Origin of the sequence: Brevundimonas sp. UBA4553, assembly GCF_002387245.1 — a bacterium.
Lineage (GTDB): Bacteria > Pseudomonadota > Alphaproteobacteria > Caulobacterales > Caulobacteraceae > Brevundimonas.
The window spans coordinates 90478-104819 of the sequence record NZ_DGLD01000017.1 but is presented as its reverse complement, the minus strand read 5'-3'; the positions used below and the strand labels follow the sequence as shown (position 1 = coordinate 104819).

General features: G+C 67.3%; 18 protein-coding genes. 12 read left to right on the top strand and 6 right to left on the bottom strand.

The genetic code is table 11. From position 1 onward, the window contains the following. Positions 1-35 precede the first annotated feature (35 nt). Positions 36-680, top strand: a complete 645-nt coding sequence (locus tag B4A39_RS11720; RefSeq protein WP_292036685.1) for a hypothetical protein — start codon at positions 36-38, stop codon at positions 678-680. 3 nt (positions 681-683) lie between these two features. Here the strand turns inward: B4A39_RS11720 and ppk2 are convergent, their stop codons facing one another. Then, positions 684-1427 (bottom strand): polyphosphate kinase 2, encoded by a 744-nt coding sequence (ppk2, locus tag B4A39_RS11715; protein ID WP_292036684.1) that lies wholly within the window; start codon positions 1425-1427, stop codon positions 684-686. 97 nt (positions 1428-1524) lie between these two features. Here ppk2 and B4A39_RS11710 point away from each other — a divergent pair, with 97 nt between their 5' ends. The 3 genes from B4A39_RS11710 to B4A39_RS11700 all read left to right on the top strand — a co-directional run bounded on the left by B4A39_RS11710 (position 1525) and on the right by B4A39_RS11700 (position 3822). Then, positions 1525-2622 carry a serine hydrolase domain-containing protein gene (locus B4A39_RS11710; RefSeq protein ID WP_292036683.1) on the top strand — a complete coding sequence of 366 codons (1098 nt, stop codon included), beginning with the start codon at positions 1525-1527 and terminating at the stop codon, positions 2620-2622. Between the two features lie 9 nt (positions 2623-2631). Further along, entirely contained in the window at positions 2632-3420 is a 789-nt protein-coding gene (locus tag B4A39_RS11705; protein ID WP_292036682.1) for an extensin family protein, read from the top strand. A gap of 198 nt (positions 3421-3618) precedes the next feature. Further along, complete coding sequence (locus B4A39_RS11700; RefSeq protein ID WP_292036681.1) at positions 3619-3822, top strand: cold-shock protein; 204 nt, start codon at positions 3619-3621, stop codon at positions 3820-3822. Between the two features lie 131 nt (positions 3823-3953). On the opposite strand, the gene gluQRS is transcribed toward B4A39_RS11700, so the two are convergent. Then, positions 3954-4802, bottom strand: a complete 849-nt coding sequence (gene gluQRS / locus B4A39_RS11695; RefSeq protein WP_292036680.1) for a tRNA glutamyl-Q(34) synthetase GluQRS — start codon at positions 4800-4802, stop codon at positions 3954-3956. Positions 4803-4809: 7 nt separating this feature from the next. Further along, complete coding sequence (locus tag B4A39_RS11690; protein ID WP_292036679.1) at positions 4810-5943, bottom strand: JmjC domain-containing protein; 1134 nt, start codon at positions 5941-5943, stop codon at positions 4810-4812. A 48-nt stretch (positions 5944-5991) separates the two neighbouring features. On the opposite strand from B4A39_RS11690, the gene B4A39_RS11685 reads away from it, so the two are divergent. The 6 genes from B4A39_RS11685 to B4A39_RS11660 all read left to right on the top strand — a co-directional run bounded on the left by B4A39_RS11685 (position 5992) and on the right by B4A39_RS11660 (position 9940). Then, positions 5992-6648: a DNA-3-methyladenine glycosylase family protein gene (locus tag B4A39_RS11685; RefSeq protein WP_292036678.1), complete on the top strand. Its 657-nt coding sequence runs from the start codon at positions 5992-5994 to the stop codon at positions 6646-6648. Then, a complete protein-coding gene (locus B4A39_RS11680) occupies positions 6645-7295 on the top strand; it encodes a trimeric intracellular cation channel family protein (protein ID WP_292036677.1) in 651 nt (216 codons plus the stop codon). Before B4A39_RS11685 ends, B4A39_RS11680 begins: the two co-directional genes overlap by 4 nt. A gap of 11 nt (positions 7296-7306) precedes the next feature. Continuing rightward, complete coding sequence (locus B4A39_RS11675; RefSeq protein WP_292036676.1) at positions 7307-7705, top strand: ASCH domain-containing protein; 399 nt, start codon at positions 7307-7309, stop codon at positions 7703-7705. A 136-nt stretch (positions 7706-7841) separates the two neighbouring features. Then, positions 7842-8417, top strand: a complete 576-nt coding sequence (locus tag B4A39_RS11670) for an HNH endonuclease (protein WP_292036703.1) — start codon at positions 7842-7844, stop codon at positions 8415-8417. Positions 8418-8552: 135 nt separating this feature from the next. Continuing rightward, a complete protein-coding gene (locus tag B4A39_RS11665) occupies positions 8553-9314 on the top strand; it encodes an OmpA family protein (RefSeq protein WP_292036675.1) in 762 nt (253 codons plus the stop codon). 167 nt (positions 9315-9481) lie between these two features. Continuing rightward, positions 9482-9940: a hypothetical protein gene (locus B4A39_RS11660; RefSeq protein WP_292036674.1), complete on the top strand. Its 459-nt coding sequence runs from the start codon at positions 9482-9484 to the stop codon at positions 9938-9940. Positions 9941-9945: 5 nt separating this feature from the next. Here the strand turns inward: B4A39_RS11660 and B4A39_RS11655 are convergent, their stop codons facing one another. Next, positions 9946-11661 (bottom strand): M1 family metallopeptidase, encoded by a 1716-nt coding sequence (locus B4A39_RS11655; RefSeq protein WP_292036673.1) that lies wholly within the window; start codon positions 11659-11661, stop codon positions 9946-9948. Positions 11662-11770: 109 nt separating this feature from the next. Then, positions 11771-12067: a 50S ribosomal protein L28 gene (gene rpmB / locus B4A39_RS11650; protein WP_292036672.1), complete on the bottom strand. Its 297-nt coding sequence runs from the start codon at positions 12065-12067 to the stop codon at positions 11771-11773. 202 nt (positions 12068-12269) lie between these two features. On the opposite strand from rpmB, the gene B4A39_RS11645 reads away from it, so the two are divergent. Continuing rightward, positions 12270-12785 carry a DUF3617 domain-containing protein gene (locus B4A39_RS11645; protein ID WP_292036671.1) on the top strand — a complete coding sequence of 172 codons (516 nt, stop codon included), beginning with the start codon at positions 12270-12272 and terminating at the stop codon, positions 12783-12785. On the opposite strand, the gene B4A39_RS11640 is transcribed toward B4A39_RS11645, so the two are convergent. Continuing rightward, positions 12748-13425 (bottom strand): DUF2306 domain-containing protein, encoded by a 678-nt coding sequence (locus B4A39_RS11640; RefSeq protein WP_292036670.1) that lies wholly within the window; start codon positions 13423-13425, stop codon positions 12748-12750. The two genes, B4A39_RS11645 and B4A39_RS11640, sit on opposite strands and share 38 nt — an antisense overlap. 104 nt (positions 13426-13529) lie before the next feature. Between B4A39_RS11640 and B4A39_RS11635 the strand changes: the two genes are divergently transcribed. After that, on the top strand, positions 13530-14306 hold the full coding sequence (locus B4A39_RS11635; protein ID WP_292036669.1) for a LytTR family DNA-binding domain-containing protein: 777 nt from the start codon (positions 13530-13532) through the stop codon (positions 14304-14306). Positions 14307-14342 lie beyond the last annotated feature (36 nt).

The following is a 14342-nucleotide window of genomic DNA, read 5'->3' as shown; positions in this document are numbered from 1 at the left end:
ATCCTGCCTGTCCAGCTTTTGTCGGGAGATGCCCAATGACTCCTCGCGCGCCGGCGGAGCGACCGCCTGTCGTCCTCTATCTGACGTGGCTCGTGCTGATCGGCGCGGCGGTGGGCGGGTTCCTGACGGGCGAGTTCAGCATCACCTTTGTCGGGGTCGGGACGCTGTTGCTGTCGCTGGTCCCGATCTGGCTGGGCGAGCGGGTGGGGGTGACCCTGCCGACAGCCTTCGTCAGCGCCATCGCGGCCTTCCTCTGCGCCACCCTGCTGCTTGGCGAGGTCGGAGACTTTTACGAGCGCTACTGGTGGTGGGACGTGGTCCTGCACGGCGGTTCGGCCATCGGGTTCGGCCTGGTGGGGTCCTTGCTGATGCTGATGCTGGTGAAGGGCGAGCGGTTGACGGCGGCGCCCCTGACCGTGGCCTTCTTCGCCTTCTGTTTCGCGGTCATGATCGGCGCGGTCTGGGAAATCTGGGAGTTCACCCTGGATCAGGTGTTCGGTCTCAACACCCAGAAGTCCGGCTTGGTCGACACCATGTGGGATCTGATCGTCGACACCCTCGGCGCCCTGATCGGCGCCGGCGCGGGCTGGGCCTATCTGAAGGGGCGGCAGAACGGGCCGCTGACCCGCACCATTCACGCCTTCGTCGACAAGAACCGCCGCCTGTTCGGCGACGACTGAGCCCTATTTCGCCAACCGTCCCTTGGCCTTGTCGGCGCTGAAGACGATGTCGGAATCAGGCTTTTTGGCCTCCAGCCCCGGGGCGTCCAGACGGTGCAGGACGTGCCGGATAATGTTCAGGCGCGCCTTCTTCTTGGTGTCGGTGGCGACGATCGTCCACGGGGCATGGTCCACGTGGGTGCGTTCCAGCATCTGATCACGCGCCGCGGAATAGGCGCTCCAGCGCGCCTGGGCCTCGGCGTCGAGCGGCGACACCTTGAAGCGTTTCAGGGGGTGGGTGACGCGCTCTTCCAGCCGTCTCGATTGCTCTTCCTGGCTGATGTCGAGCCACAGCTTTATCAGCATGGTGCCGGACTGGGTCAGCATCCGCTCGAAATGCGGTGCGTCGTGCAGGAAGCGCTCATGCTGTTCCGGCGAGCAGAAGCCCATGACCGGCTCCACCCCGGCACGATTGTACCAGGAGCGGTTGAAGAAGACGATTTCGCCCGCAGCCGGCAGATGGGACGCGTAGCGCTGGAAATACCATTGGGTCAGTTCGCGATCATTGGGCTTGGGCAGGGCGACGACGCGGGTCTGGCGGGGAGCCATGAACTCGGTCATGCGCTTGATCGCGCCGTCCTTGCCGGCGGCGTCCCGGCCTTCGAGGACGATCACGACCTTCAGTCCCTTGTCGATGGCCCAGGCCTGGCTTTCCACCAACTGGATCTGCAACGCTTCGAGGGTGTCGTCGTAGTCGTTCTTACCCATGGCGGAAGCGTCCTGTTGTCGCGATGTGCGAAGCTTGCGGTGAATTTGCTGGCGCAGCCAGCATTGCTGTTGTGGGTGGAACGCAAAGGAGTCTGAAATGATCAATCGTCGTCACGTCATGGTCGCCGGCGCCGCCGCCACTGCCCTCCCTTTAGCCGCCAACGCCGAGCCAGCGGCGGCGTTTGATGCGGCTTTGAATGCTGCCTTTGATGCGGTGAAGCCGGTCGCGCTGGCCGGCGGGTTGGTGACGACGCAGGGGCTTGAATGGTCGGGCGTGAAGGGCGTTCGTCGGAGCGGGCGGGAGGCCTCGGCGCAGCCCGGTGATCGCTGGCACCTGGGCTCCAACACGAAGGCGATGACAGCGGCGGTTTTTGCGCGGTTGGTGGAGCAAGACCGTGCGCGCTGGGGCATGCCGCTGACCGAGGCCTTTCCCGGCCTGACCATCGACGTCGGATGGGACGGGGCGGTTGTGGACGACTTCATGACCCATACGGCCGGTCTGAAGGACGAAGCTGTGATGGGCGCGCCTTGGTTGATGACCGCCCGCGCCGATCCGAGGTCCTTGCCCCAGCAGCGCCGGGCCATTGTCGAGAAGGCTTTGGGTGCGCCGCCCTTGGGGACGCAGGGGACGTTTGAATACGGCAACGCCAACTACGTCCTGGTCGGCGCTGTCATTGAGGCCATCACCGGCGGGTCGTGGGAAGCGGCGATGCAGGCCGAATTGTTCACGCCATTGGGCCTGACCTCGGCCGGGTTCGGCGCGCCGAAAGGTGACAACGCCTGGGGGCATCGCCGCATGGGCGAGGCACAGACGGCCATGGACCCGAGCGACGACGCGTCCGATAATCCTCTGGCGCTTGGCCCGGCAGGGACGACGCACATGACGGCGGGGGACTACGGCCGGTTCCTGCAGGTGTTTCTGACGAAGGGCGACGGCTGGTTAAAGCCCGAAACGATCGAGCGACTGATTACGCCGGCGCCAGGCCAGTCCTACGCCTATGGCTGGATCGCCCTGCCGCCGCAGCCTTGGGCCAAGGGGCCGGTAATCGCGCACGAGGGGTCGAACACGATGTGGCACGCCCTCGCCATTGTCGATCCTGCGGGCAGTCGCGCCCTTTTCGCTCTGTCGAACGACGGCGGTCGCGGTGGTCCGGCCTGTCAGGCGCTGGCTATGGGGATCCTGCGGGCGCTCTAGGGCATTGGCATGGGCATGACCTTGAAGTCTGCACCTCTGGCCGACCTCTGGAGCGGGGCCGTCACCATGGGTTTGGCTGCATGCGGCCTGTTCTTCCTTCTGGACGCCTGGGCTCCGCCGCAGGACCTGCCGTGGAAACCCCTGGACTTGAGGCAGCCGCTTGGCCGGGCCACGGCGGCCAAGGTCGCGCGGCTGGACATTGATGATCGGGCTTCGCCGGAAAGGGTCGCGGCGGCGACGACGGCCTGTCTGAACTTGTTGCGTGATGCTGGCGTCGAGGCGCAGCGCGCAGAAGATCGCAACGACGGCGGCTTCTGCGTCGTGCGCGGTGCGGTGCGCCTGACCGGGGGAGATATGACGCCTATCAGTCCGGCAGGGCTGACGATGCGCTGTCCGGTGGCCGTCCGCCACATTCTGTGGGATCGCCATGTCGTGCAGCCCGCCGCGCGCGAGATCATGGGCGCGGAGGCGCGGCGCATCGACAGCCTGGGCGTCTATGCCTGCCGCCGCGTCTATGGCTCCCAGGACCAGACCGCGCGGCCCAGCCAGCACGCCCGCGCTAACGCCGTGGACGTCGCTGGCGTCCGACTGGCGGACGGGCGAACCGTGTCGGTGCTGCGCGACTGGGACGGGCGCGGGCCGGCGGGGGGCGAGGGCGGGGCCTTCCTGCGGCGCCTGCGCGACGGTGGATGTCGCCTGTTCGGCAACGTTCTGACGCCGGACTATAATGCGGCGCACCTGGATCACTTCCACCTGGACGCCGCCGCGCGTGGCGTGTGCGCTCGCGCGGGACGTTAACCCAAACGCCGTGAGGCGGGATTCGCTTTCCAGTTGACGTGCTGTGGATAGTCGGGTGACAAAGTCGGGCAGTCCGGATTTTGCGTGGGGTCCAAACCCGCGTCTCGCTCCTTCGCCTGAACGAGCTTGTCCAGATGGACTGACGGATTCTCCTGCATGGAAATCCGCCTGGCAAAGCGCGTTTACGGAGACGCTAAGATGGCGACCGGCACGGTCAAGTGGTTCAACCCCACCAAGGGCTATGGCTTCATTCAGCCCGACGACGGCGGCTCGGACGTTTTCGTCCACGTCACCGCCGTTCAAAAGGCGGGCCTGCAAGGCCTCGATGAAAACTCCAAGGTCGAATACGAGCTGGAAAACCAGCGCGGCAAGACCTCGGCCGTGGACCTCAAGGTTCTCTAAGGCCGACGAACCCGATCCGGGTTCTGACGATTGAAAGGCGCGGGACCAGCCGGTTCCGCGCCTTTCTTTTTGGGGCGCTATCGCGCTGCATGAGCGCGAAAAGAGGCGCTGCCGTTGTGCGAGGGTGAGCCTTAGAATCCCAGTTCCGCTCGCAGAGCCTCGGGCGTCAGGCCTCCCGCGCGCAGTTCGGCCAGGGTGACGGACTGGTCGCGCTTGGCGTAGCGGCGGCCGTCCGGGCCGGCGAGCAGGCGGTGGTGGCGATAGGTCGGCGCGGGCCAGCCCATCAGGGCCTGGATCAGGCGCTGGATGTGGGTCGCCTCGAACAGGTCCAGGCCTCGGACGACATGGGTGACGCCTTGCAGGGCGTCGTCGTGGGTGACCGCTAGATGATAGGCGGTTCCGGCGTCCTTGCGCGCCAGCACCACGTCTCCCGCCGTTTCCGGACGGGCCCGGACGACTCCGATCTCCCCTTCGGGGCCTCCGCCCTCCTCGACAAACGACAGGGCGTTCCAGGCCGTTTCGCCCAGAGCCTGGCGCGCCCGATCAAGCGACAACCGCCAGGCGTAGGGGCGGCCTTCGGCCAGCAGGCGCGCTTCCTCGTCGGGGGCGTGAGGCCCGGGGCGGACCGCTTCAGCTGGGCCGTGCGGGGCGTCGCCGATGGCGTCGAGGATGTCCTTCCGTGTACGGAAGCAGCGGTACAGAAGGCCGCGTGCGTTCAGGGCGTCGATCACGGCGGCGTAGTCGGCCAGGTGCTCGGACTGGCGTCGGGCCGGTGTTTCCCAATCGAGCCCCAACCAGGTCAGGTCCTCGAAAATGGCGGCGTCGTACTCGGGCTTGCAGCGGGTCGGGTCGATGTCCTCGACCCTTAGGATGAAGCGGCCGCCGGCCCCGCGCGCGGCGGTCCAGGCGGTCAGGGCCGAAAAGGCGTGCCCCTTGTGCAGGCGGCCGGTGGGCGACGGAGCGAAGCGGGTGGCGAACATCGGCCGACTAGAAGCGCTTGAGAGCGCCCGCCTTTTCGGCTTGATCCACGGCGGCGCGGATATCGGCCTCAGCGACGAAGTCGAACTGGGCGATCAACTTTTCGATGGCGAAGTCCGGCTGGGATAGGGCCCAATGCATGGCATGGGCGGCGGGGCCGATGAAGTTGGGGCCGCGCAGGCCGGTTGGACGATAGGCCGTTAATGCCATCTGCTGAGGCAGGTCGAACCGCGCCGGCCGCGGGATCAGCCTTTCCTGCGTCATCGCCACCTCGTCGCGGAAGGCAGGCAGGGCGGCCAGATGGGCCAGTCGCTGACCCAGGTCGGCGAGATGGGCTTGCAGCGGACGTCCACCGTCCATGGCCGCGGGCGGCATATAGGCGCGGAAGGCCGGATCCTGCATCGCGGCCTGCTCCAGCAGGGAGAAGATGATCCGTCCGTAGAGCGGCGTGACCGAGAAGGTCGCATGCAGCGAGGCGCCGTCCTGGGCCAGGGCGTCGTGATACCAGCCGCGCGGCAGATAGAGGACGTCGCCTGGGCGCATTCGCACCTCGGTCATCACGCCGCCCCGGCTCTGTTCAAGCCAACGGCGGGTCTCGGGGGTGTCGGGAGGGAAGTCGACGGGATTTTCGGCGCGGTTTTCATACAGGCGCCAGACCTTTTCGCCCTCGACCTGAAGGGCGAAGACATCGTGCAGGTCGTAATGGGTGCCAAAGGCCCGCACGCCCTTGAACGAGCAGTAGAGGTTGACCCCTATAGAGGCGGCGAAAGCCCGGCCCAGCATGGCCGAGAGGTTGGCCAAGCGCGGGGTCAGTTCCTGCGCGTCCCCGGCGATGAGGCTGGCCCCGGCGGCCAGAAAGACCGCGACCTTGGCCGGGTCAGGACGCATCACATGGCCTGACTGGGTCTGGACGTGGCGGCAATACTGGTCGGGCGTCACGGCGACAGTATCTCGCACCAGCTTCAGGCTCTGGGCAGTCCAGATCGACGATTGATTCAACAGGGAGTTGAAGCCGTCCCAGTCCAGCAGCGCTTGCTTGCCCACGCCGTCGCCGGCGGGAATGTGCAGCGGTTTCCGGCCGTGAAACTCGGCGAAAAAACGATCGGGGGTGATCGGGTGAAGAAGTTCGTCCAGAGTATGCATCGCCCGCCACGCTAGAGCGACGCCGTTTCCCTGTCGATACGAACCACCATGGCCACAGCTCCTTCCGCACTCTCTATCGCCGCTGCCCGCGAGGCCCTGGCCGCCGCCGATCCGGCGCTGGCGCGGGCGCACGCCTCGACGCCGGTGTTTGAATGGCGGCTGCGGCCCGGAGGATATGAGGGGTTGTTCCGCATGATCGTGGAGCAGCAGGTTTCGGTCGCCGCCGCCGCCTCGATCTGGAAGCGGACGGTCGAGGGGCTGGGCGGGACAGTGACGCCGGACGCCGTGCTGGCGCTGGACGTCGAAACCCTGCGTACCTTCGGCCTGTCGGGGCAGAAGGCGAAATACGGCCACGAGATCGCCCGCGCCCAGACCGAGGGCCACATAGACTTCGACCATCTGGAGCGGCTGGACGACGCCGAGGCCATCGCGGCCCTGGTCGCCATCAAGGGCGTGGGCAAGTGGACGGCCGAGACCTTCCTGATGTTCTGCGAGGGGCGCCTGGATGTCTTTCCCGGCGGCGACGTGGCCTTGCAGGAGGCGATGCGCTGGGCGGACGCCGGCGAGGCGCGGCCGAATGAGAAGCAGGCCTATGCGCGGGCGGAAATCTGGCGGCCGCATCGCGGGGTGGCGGCGCATCTGCTCTGGGGATGGTATGGAGGGGTCAAGCGTGGCGATATCGCGCTGGAGGACCCGCCGACTTGACCCCGCTGATTGACGCCGACCTGACCCGGCCCGAGACCGTTCTGCCGCTGCTGGACTTCGCCGGCGTGGCCGTCTTCGCCGCCACCGGGGCCCTGGCGGCCGCACGCGAGAAGCACGATCTGGTCACCTTCGCCTTCTTCGGGGCCATCACCGGGGTCGGGGGCGGGACGCTCCGCGATCTGCTGATCGGTGCGCCGGTCTTCTGGGTGCAGGACTGGCGCTATATCGCCGTCTGCCTGCTGGCGGCGGCGACCTTCTGGGTGCTGGGCGCGCGCAGCTGGCGTTTCCGCGCCCTGCTGTGGCTTGATGCGGTGGGTTTGGCGGCCTATGGCGTCATGGGGGCGGCCAAGGCGGCCTCCTATGGCGTGGCGCCCCTGATTTGCGTCGTCATGGGGGTGCTGACGGCCTGCTTTGGCGGGGTAGTGCGCGATGTGCTGGCGGGCCAGCCGTCGATCCTGCTGCGGCGAGAGCTGAACATTACCGCAGCGCTTCTGTCGGCGGGCCTGTTTGTGAGCCTTAAGGCCCTGACCGTGCCGACCTGGCCGGCGGTGGCGGTGGCGGTGGCGGCGGGTTTCGCCCTGCGCGCCGGCGCCTTGCTGTGGGGCTGGAGCCTGCCGGCCTTCCCCAGCGCGCCGACAAGACACTGAGGACCGTGACCATGGCTGATATTCCCGCCGCTTATCGCGACGCGCCGCGCTGGCCCTTTGGCGACAGTCCCGAAATGGCCGACGAGTTGCTGGCCCTGGTGCTGGCGGGCGACAAGCGGGCGACCTGTTCCTCGCTGGCGTCGTGTGTGGCCGACATCATGCCGACGGTCGGCGAGGTCAGCGTCATCCTGGACGGGGCCGGGGTTCCGCGTTGCGCCATCCGCACCACCGAGGTCGAGATCATGCCCTTCGAGGCGGTCAGCGAGGATTTCGCCCGCGCCGAGGGGGAGGGCGACCTGACCTATGAATGGTGGCGCGATGCGCACGAGGCCTACTATCGCCGCGAAGGCAGCTGGGCGCCGGGCATGAAGGTGGTCTGCGAACGCTTCGAGCTGGTCGAGGTCTTCTGAGGCGGCGTCACGAAAACGCTGCATCCCGGTCATGGCGACGAGGGAGAATCGGGCGTAGGCTCTTCCCATCAGACTAGGGAAGGAGACGTGTCCTCACTCCTGTCGCTTCACGATCCCCCCGTATGCGCGGGAGGGCCTGATGCAGGTCCTGACCCGTCCCCCGTCCGGCTTCCCGGCCCTGGTGCTGAACGCCGACTTCCGTCCTCTGTCCTACTATCCCCTGTCGATCTGGCCCTGGGAAGAAGTGGTCAAGGCGGTCTGGCAAGAACGCGTCGACGTGGTCGCCACCTATGACAAGGTGGTCCGCAGCCCGTCGATGGAGATGCAACTCCCCAGCGTCATCTCGCTGAAATCCTACGTCGATCAGGACCGCAAGCCCGCCTTTACCCGCTTCAACGTCTTCCTGCGCGACGGCTTCGCCTGCCAGTATTGCGGACAGGGCGGCCTGGCCCAGGACCTGACCTTTGATCATGTCATCCCCCGCTCGCGCGGCGGCCGCACCACCTGGCAGAACATCGTCGCCGCCTGCGGCCCCTGCAATCTGCGCAAGGGCGGACGCACGCCGCAGCAAGCCGGCATGCCCCTGCTCAAGCGCACTGCGCATCAACCCAGCTCGTGGGAATTACAGGAAGCCGGTCGCCGCTTCCCGCCTCACTACCTGCACCAGAGCTGGCTCGACTACCTCTACTGGGACATCGAACTGGAGCCCTGAGGCGCCGCTTCGTTTCAAGCGAATCTCACCGAACAGTGTAATGACACGTGGCGCGTTTGCTGCTCATTAGCCCGCGACTCAAGGGGGACGTGAACCGTCCTGCCTGCGGCCGCCCGGCAATGAGGAGTAGTCCTGATGAACGGCGTCACCAAATTCATCATCGGCGCGGTTGTGACGGCGCTGATGGCGATGGCCAGCCACAGCGCCTTCGGGCTGGGTCTTCGCTTCATCGACAAGTTGCAGGCCGAGGCGCAGGCGAGGGTCGCCGCCAGCGGTCTGCCCGGCGTCACCGCCGCCATGGTCACCAAACCCATGCTGGATCGGGTCGTGGTTCTGTCTGGGCCCGCGTCCGAAGCGGACCGGCAGAGGTTGCTGGCCGAGGCCCGGGCCATACCGGGGGTCAAGGGCGCGCGCTGGGCCGATGGACCGAGCCTGCCGGCCCCGGCCGCCGCGCCCGTCGCTGCGCCCGTAACCCCGGTTGCGCCCGAGGCGGTCGTGAACTGTCAGGCCGAGGTTGATAGCGCGGTCGCCGGCAAGGTCATCCTGTTCGACACCGGCACGGCGGCGCTGGATCCCGCTTCGACGCCGCTTCTGGAGACGGTCGCTGTTTCGCTGAAGAACTGCACGGGCGCCCTGATCGAGATCGCCGGCCATACCGATCTGACAGGCGGCGTGGAGGCCAATCAGCGTCTGTCCGAGGCGCGTGCGAGAACCGTGGTGGCGGCGTTGGAGGCGCGCGGCGTGCCGGCTGCGCGACTGGCGCCCAAGGGTTACGGCGAGATGCAGCCCAAGGCTCCGGGCGAAGGCGAGGTCGCCAACGCCGCCAACCGACGCATTGAATTCGTCGTCAGCCGGGCGATGTCCGCGCCGGTCGCTGCAACGCCCCAGGCCCAGTGAGGAGATTGAGCCATGAGCCTGTTCGTCGAATCCCTGCTGACCCTGCTGGTCTTCTACGTGATCGGCGTGGCGGTCGCCTGGATCGTCTGGGGTCGATCCTCCCGGACCAGGACCTAGGCGCCTGACGCAGCCCGCCCAACACCCAAGTTTCGCAAAGGGGACATCCCGTGCTTACCTGGATTTCGGACTATTGGTATCTGTGCCTGATCGCTCTCTTGATCGGCGTTGCGACCGGCTGGTGGATATGGGGCCGGGTGGCCGCCGCCGTCGCGCCCGTCGTGAGGCCCATCGTCGAGCCCGGGGCGCGCGTGGAGCCGGTCGCGGCCTTCCCTGACGCCCGGCCTGTGATCGCCCCGGCTGTCGGCGCGCCTGATGATCTGGAATTGATCAAGGGCGTGGGACCGGCGCTGAACGCGCTTCTGATCGGGCTGGGCGTGCGACGCTTCGATCAGATGGCGGCGTGGACGGCGCGCGACATCGCTGAAGTCGATCAACATCTGGGCGCCTTCAAAGGGCGGATCGAGCGTGATCACTGGGTGGATCAGGCCGGTTATCTGGCGCGCGGCGACACGGCGGGTTTCGAGGCGCGATACGGCGCGCTGGGCAGCGAGATCGACCGCACCTGATCGCCTTAGTCCTTGGCGGACTGGGAGGCCTTCCAGACTTCGAGGTATTCCAGCCGGCGCAGAACCCTGGAGCCGGGGTCCAGCAGGATGTGGGCGGATGCGGGGGCGGTGAAGGTCGCGCGCCCGTCTGTCATGGTCAGGGCGCGGGTGCGCCCATCCACCTCTACCTCCACCGGCAGGGGGAAGGGGCGACCGTTTCCAGTCCTCCACTCCAGGGTCACGCGCTCGCCGTCGCGGGTCATGACCAGGTCGGGCAGGGCGGCCTGATAGAGGTAGGCGTCGAAGAACCAGTTCAGGTCGCGGCCGGTCACCTCGTTGACGATGGCCACGTAGTCGGGGGTCGTAGCGTAGCGCGGCTGGAAGTTGCCCGGCTTCGGATCGGCGCGTCCATAGACCAGCCGGCGCAGGCTCTCATAGAAGGCGTCGTCACCGATGTAGAGGCGCAGGGTGTGGGCGATCAGCGCGCCCTTGTAATAGAGGTCCAGCCCCGGCCCGGTCTCGCCGTCATAGACCGTGCCTGCGTCCTGGGGCTTGCCTGACACCATCGGAAAGCGGTTTGACAGGGTCAGCCGCATGGTCTGCAGTTCGGACTGCATGGCCCGCTCGCCGTTCAGCCACCGGGCGTAGAGCGGCTGCATATAGGTGCCGAAACCCTCGTGCAGCCACATGTCGTCCCAGTCGGCGTTGGTCAGTTGATTGCCGAACCATTCGTGCGCCAGTTCATGCTGCAACAGCCAGTCGTAGCCCTTGCCGTCCAGCTTGTAGCCGTTGCCGTAGGCGTTGATGGTCTGGTGCTCCATGCCCAGGTGCGGGGTCTCGACCACGCCCATTTTCTCGTCGCCGAAGGGGAAGGGACCAATGGTCGCTTCATAGAAGTCCAGCTGTTTGGGGAATTCGGCGAAAAGGGCGGCGGCCTTGGCCGGGTCGTCCGGGGCCAGATGCCAGAAGCGCAGAGGGACGGTGTTGCCGAAACGGCTCGGGTAGTCGGCGGTCATTTCCATGAAGGGGCCAACGTTCAGGCTGATGGCGTAGGTGTCGGGCTGTCGCGCGGTCCAGTTCCAGGTGGTGGTGCCGTCGCCGTTGTCGGTCTTGCCCAGGAATCGGCCATTGGCGGGGGCGCTGAGGGCGGATGGTATGGTGATGTGCAGATCCACGCGGTCCGGCTCGCCCTGCGGATGATCGACGCAGGGCCAGAACAGGTCGCAGCCCTCGCCCTGAACCGCGCTGGCGATCCAGGGCTGGCCGTCGGGCGTGGTGGTCCAGACGAAACCGCCGTCCCACGGGGCGCGCTGGGCCTGATGCGGGCGGCCGGAATAGGCGATGCGGACGGAGGCCCTATGACCGGGCGTCAAAGGCTGGGCCAGAGGGATGGTCAGGCGGCCCTCGGGGTTGGACCAGCCGGTGACCGACTGGCCGTCCACGGCGACGGCGGTGATGGCGAACAGGGTGTCCAGTTCGACCACGACGGCGGAGGCGGGGGCCGTGGCGGTGAAGTCCAGGACAGCGACGCCTTCGATCGACTGGGTGTCCGGCAGCAGTTTGAAGGACAGATCGGCCTTGTCGAAACGCAACGCCAGTTGCTCGGGCGTGCGAGGCGTTCCGCTGGACAGGGTGAAGGGTGTGGAATCGCGCGCGGGCGCGGCGTCTTGAGCCCACGCCGGACTGAGGGCGGGCGCCGACATCAGGGCTGTGGTCAGGCAGAGGGCGGCGGTCAGGCGCAAGGCAGGGCTCCGGCAAGTCTGACCGCGAGCCTAGCCGGGGCCGGCAAGCGCGCAAAGAAAAAGGCCGGTGTTTCCACCGGCCTCTTCAAATCGGGTCAGACGACGCGGCTTAGGCGGCGGTCTGTTCAGCCAGCTTGGCCTTGACCTGACGCTTGATGCGCAGGGCGGCGACCGACAGCTTCTCGTCGCGAGCCTTGACGATGAAGGCGTCCAGACCGCCCTTGTAGTCGAGGGTGCGCAGCGCGGCGTTCGAGATGCGCAGCGAGAAGGTTTGGCCCAGCGACTCGGAAGCCACCTTGACCGTCTTCAGCGAGGGCAAGAACCGGCGCTTGGTCTTGACGTTCGAGTGGCTCACATTGTGGCCGACCATCGGGCCGATACCCGTGAGTTCGCAGCGACGCGACATCTTAAGATCCTCAAGGTCACATCCGCGAGCGTTGCGGACGCATGAAACAGGTGCACGCAGCGGGCGGACCCCTGCGAGAGAGGGGCCGTATAGAGGAATGACTCGGAGGCCGTCAAGGCTGGAGTCGAGTCAGGCCGGGGATCAGCGGCGGGGATCGGCTTCGTTCAGCCTGCGTTCAACGACCTGCTATATAGAGGATCGCATGAAGACCTATCGCAAACCTTCCCCTGTCCAGACCCCGCGCTCTTCGTGGACGCGCGCCCTGAGCCGCGCTGTCCTGACGGCGGCGCCCGTCGCGGCGGGCGCGGTGATGCTCGCCGCCCCCACGACGGCGCTTCAGGCGCAGACCGCGGCGCCGGCCCAGCCCGTGCTGCCTGGCTATTGGGAATACACGACCAGCGCCTTGGGCAGCCGCGATACGGAGCAGAAGTGCGTGCGTCCCAGCGAGATCAACCGCTTCTTCGGCGGCCTGTCGACGCGCAAGTGGCAGTGCACCTATCCGACACGTCAGGTCGGGGACGGCAACGCCCGCTTTGAAGGCAGCTGCCAGGACCGCAAGGGACGTCGCATCAATGTGCGCCTGAACGGCACCTATCAAACCGAGAGCTTCCGCTTCAACGGCGGAGCCCAGCTCGCGCGCGGTACGCCCTACATCCCCGCCAGCATCACCGCCCGGCGCCTCAGCGCCCAATGCCCTGCCAACGCCGAGTATTTCTGACGGCGGGCGGGAGGGAAGGCTGCGCGCGACGCAGCCATAGCTCCGCTGCGATCAGATTCGGGACCCAGCACGCGAACGAGATGGCGCGGTACCAGGGCGGGAACGGCAGGTCGAGAATCATGACCAGCGGCAGATAGAGCCGCAGCGTCACCGCAGCCAGCGTCAGGGCCCAGGAGCGGATCATCCAGCGGCGGTGCTCGTCGAACCGGCCCTGGACCGCCGCGCGCCAGCCAAGCGAGGTCGTGGCGATCCAGAGGACGGCCAGAGCGCCGAATCCCGCCGAGGCGATGGGGCCGGCGTGCGAGCCGGCTGCCAGAACCAAGCCCGCCAGACCGCCGATCAGGCAGCCCGCGACATAGACGCGACCCACCCAGCGGTGCGGCGGACGCGAGCCTCGACGCAGGACGGGCAGGAACTGCAGCGATCCGAGCAGCAGGGCGACGACGGCGCCCGCCACATGGATAAAGAGCCAGGGAACGCCGAGGGGGTTGCCCAGCGCCTGGGCGGGCGTCTGCGGCGGATGTAGCAGATAGCGGGCGGAGTATGCGGCGACGCCCAGACAGAGGATGGCGAGGATCAGCCAGGCAAGACGGGCGCCCCATGGCGCGGCGCGTGTTGGAAGAGGGGCGGCGGGGGTCATTCAGCGGTCCTCGTGGCGGTTTGAACGAACGCCATTGCCGGACCTGCGATCGCTCGCTAGGCCTTGCTTCGCGAGCGGCGCCAGGGTTGCGCGAACGGGACAGCATGACCGGAAAGGCGACAGTGACGGGCGTGGCGCCCTCGGTGCGACGGTGGGGCGTCGATCTGGCGATCCTGGCCGCGATCGGCCTGCTGATGGGCTTTCTGGGACCTTTCGGTTCGGACCGCGTCCCCGTCGTCGGGCGCTATGTCTACTGGATGATCTGCATGGTCGGAGGCGGCCTGGTCGGCGTCGCCGCCGACGAACTGCTGAGCCGGCGCGTCAGGGTCGTCTGGCTACGCGTCGCGGTGGTGTCGGTTCTCATGACGCCGGCGGTGTCGTTGGTGGTGCTGGTCGCCGAGCATCTGGTCATGGGCGGGCGGATCGACTGGTCCGGCTTCATGCGGCTGCACTGGCAGGTGTGGCCCATACTGCTGGCGGTGATGGCGGTGCGGGCCCTGGTCTGGCGCCGTTCGCCGGCCCGGATCGAGACGCGAACCGTTATCGCTCCGCCCCTGCCCGAGGCCGAGGTCGCGTTTCGGCGAAGGCTGTCGGCGAAGCGTCGTTCGGCGCGGCTGATCGCCGTCGAGGCGCACGACCACTATCTGAAGGTTCATACCGACGCTGGGGCCGAACTGATCACGCTGCGGTTCGGCGACGCCCTGAGCGAACTCGCCGGAGCTCATGGCTGGCGCGTCCACCGGTCATGGTGGGTGGCGGCGGACGCGGTGGAGGACGTGCGATGGCGGCGCGGCGCGGGCGAGGTTCGTCTGGCCGGAGGGCTCACCGCGCCCGTCAGCCGAACCCATGGCTCCACGCTGAAGGAGGCGGGCTGGTTCTAGGACTCGCCCACGAAAAAGGCCCGGCGTTTCCACCGG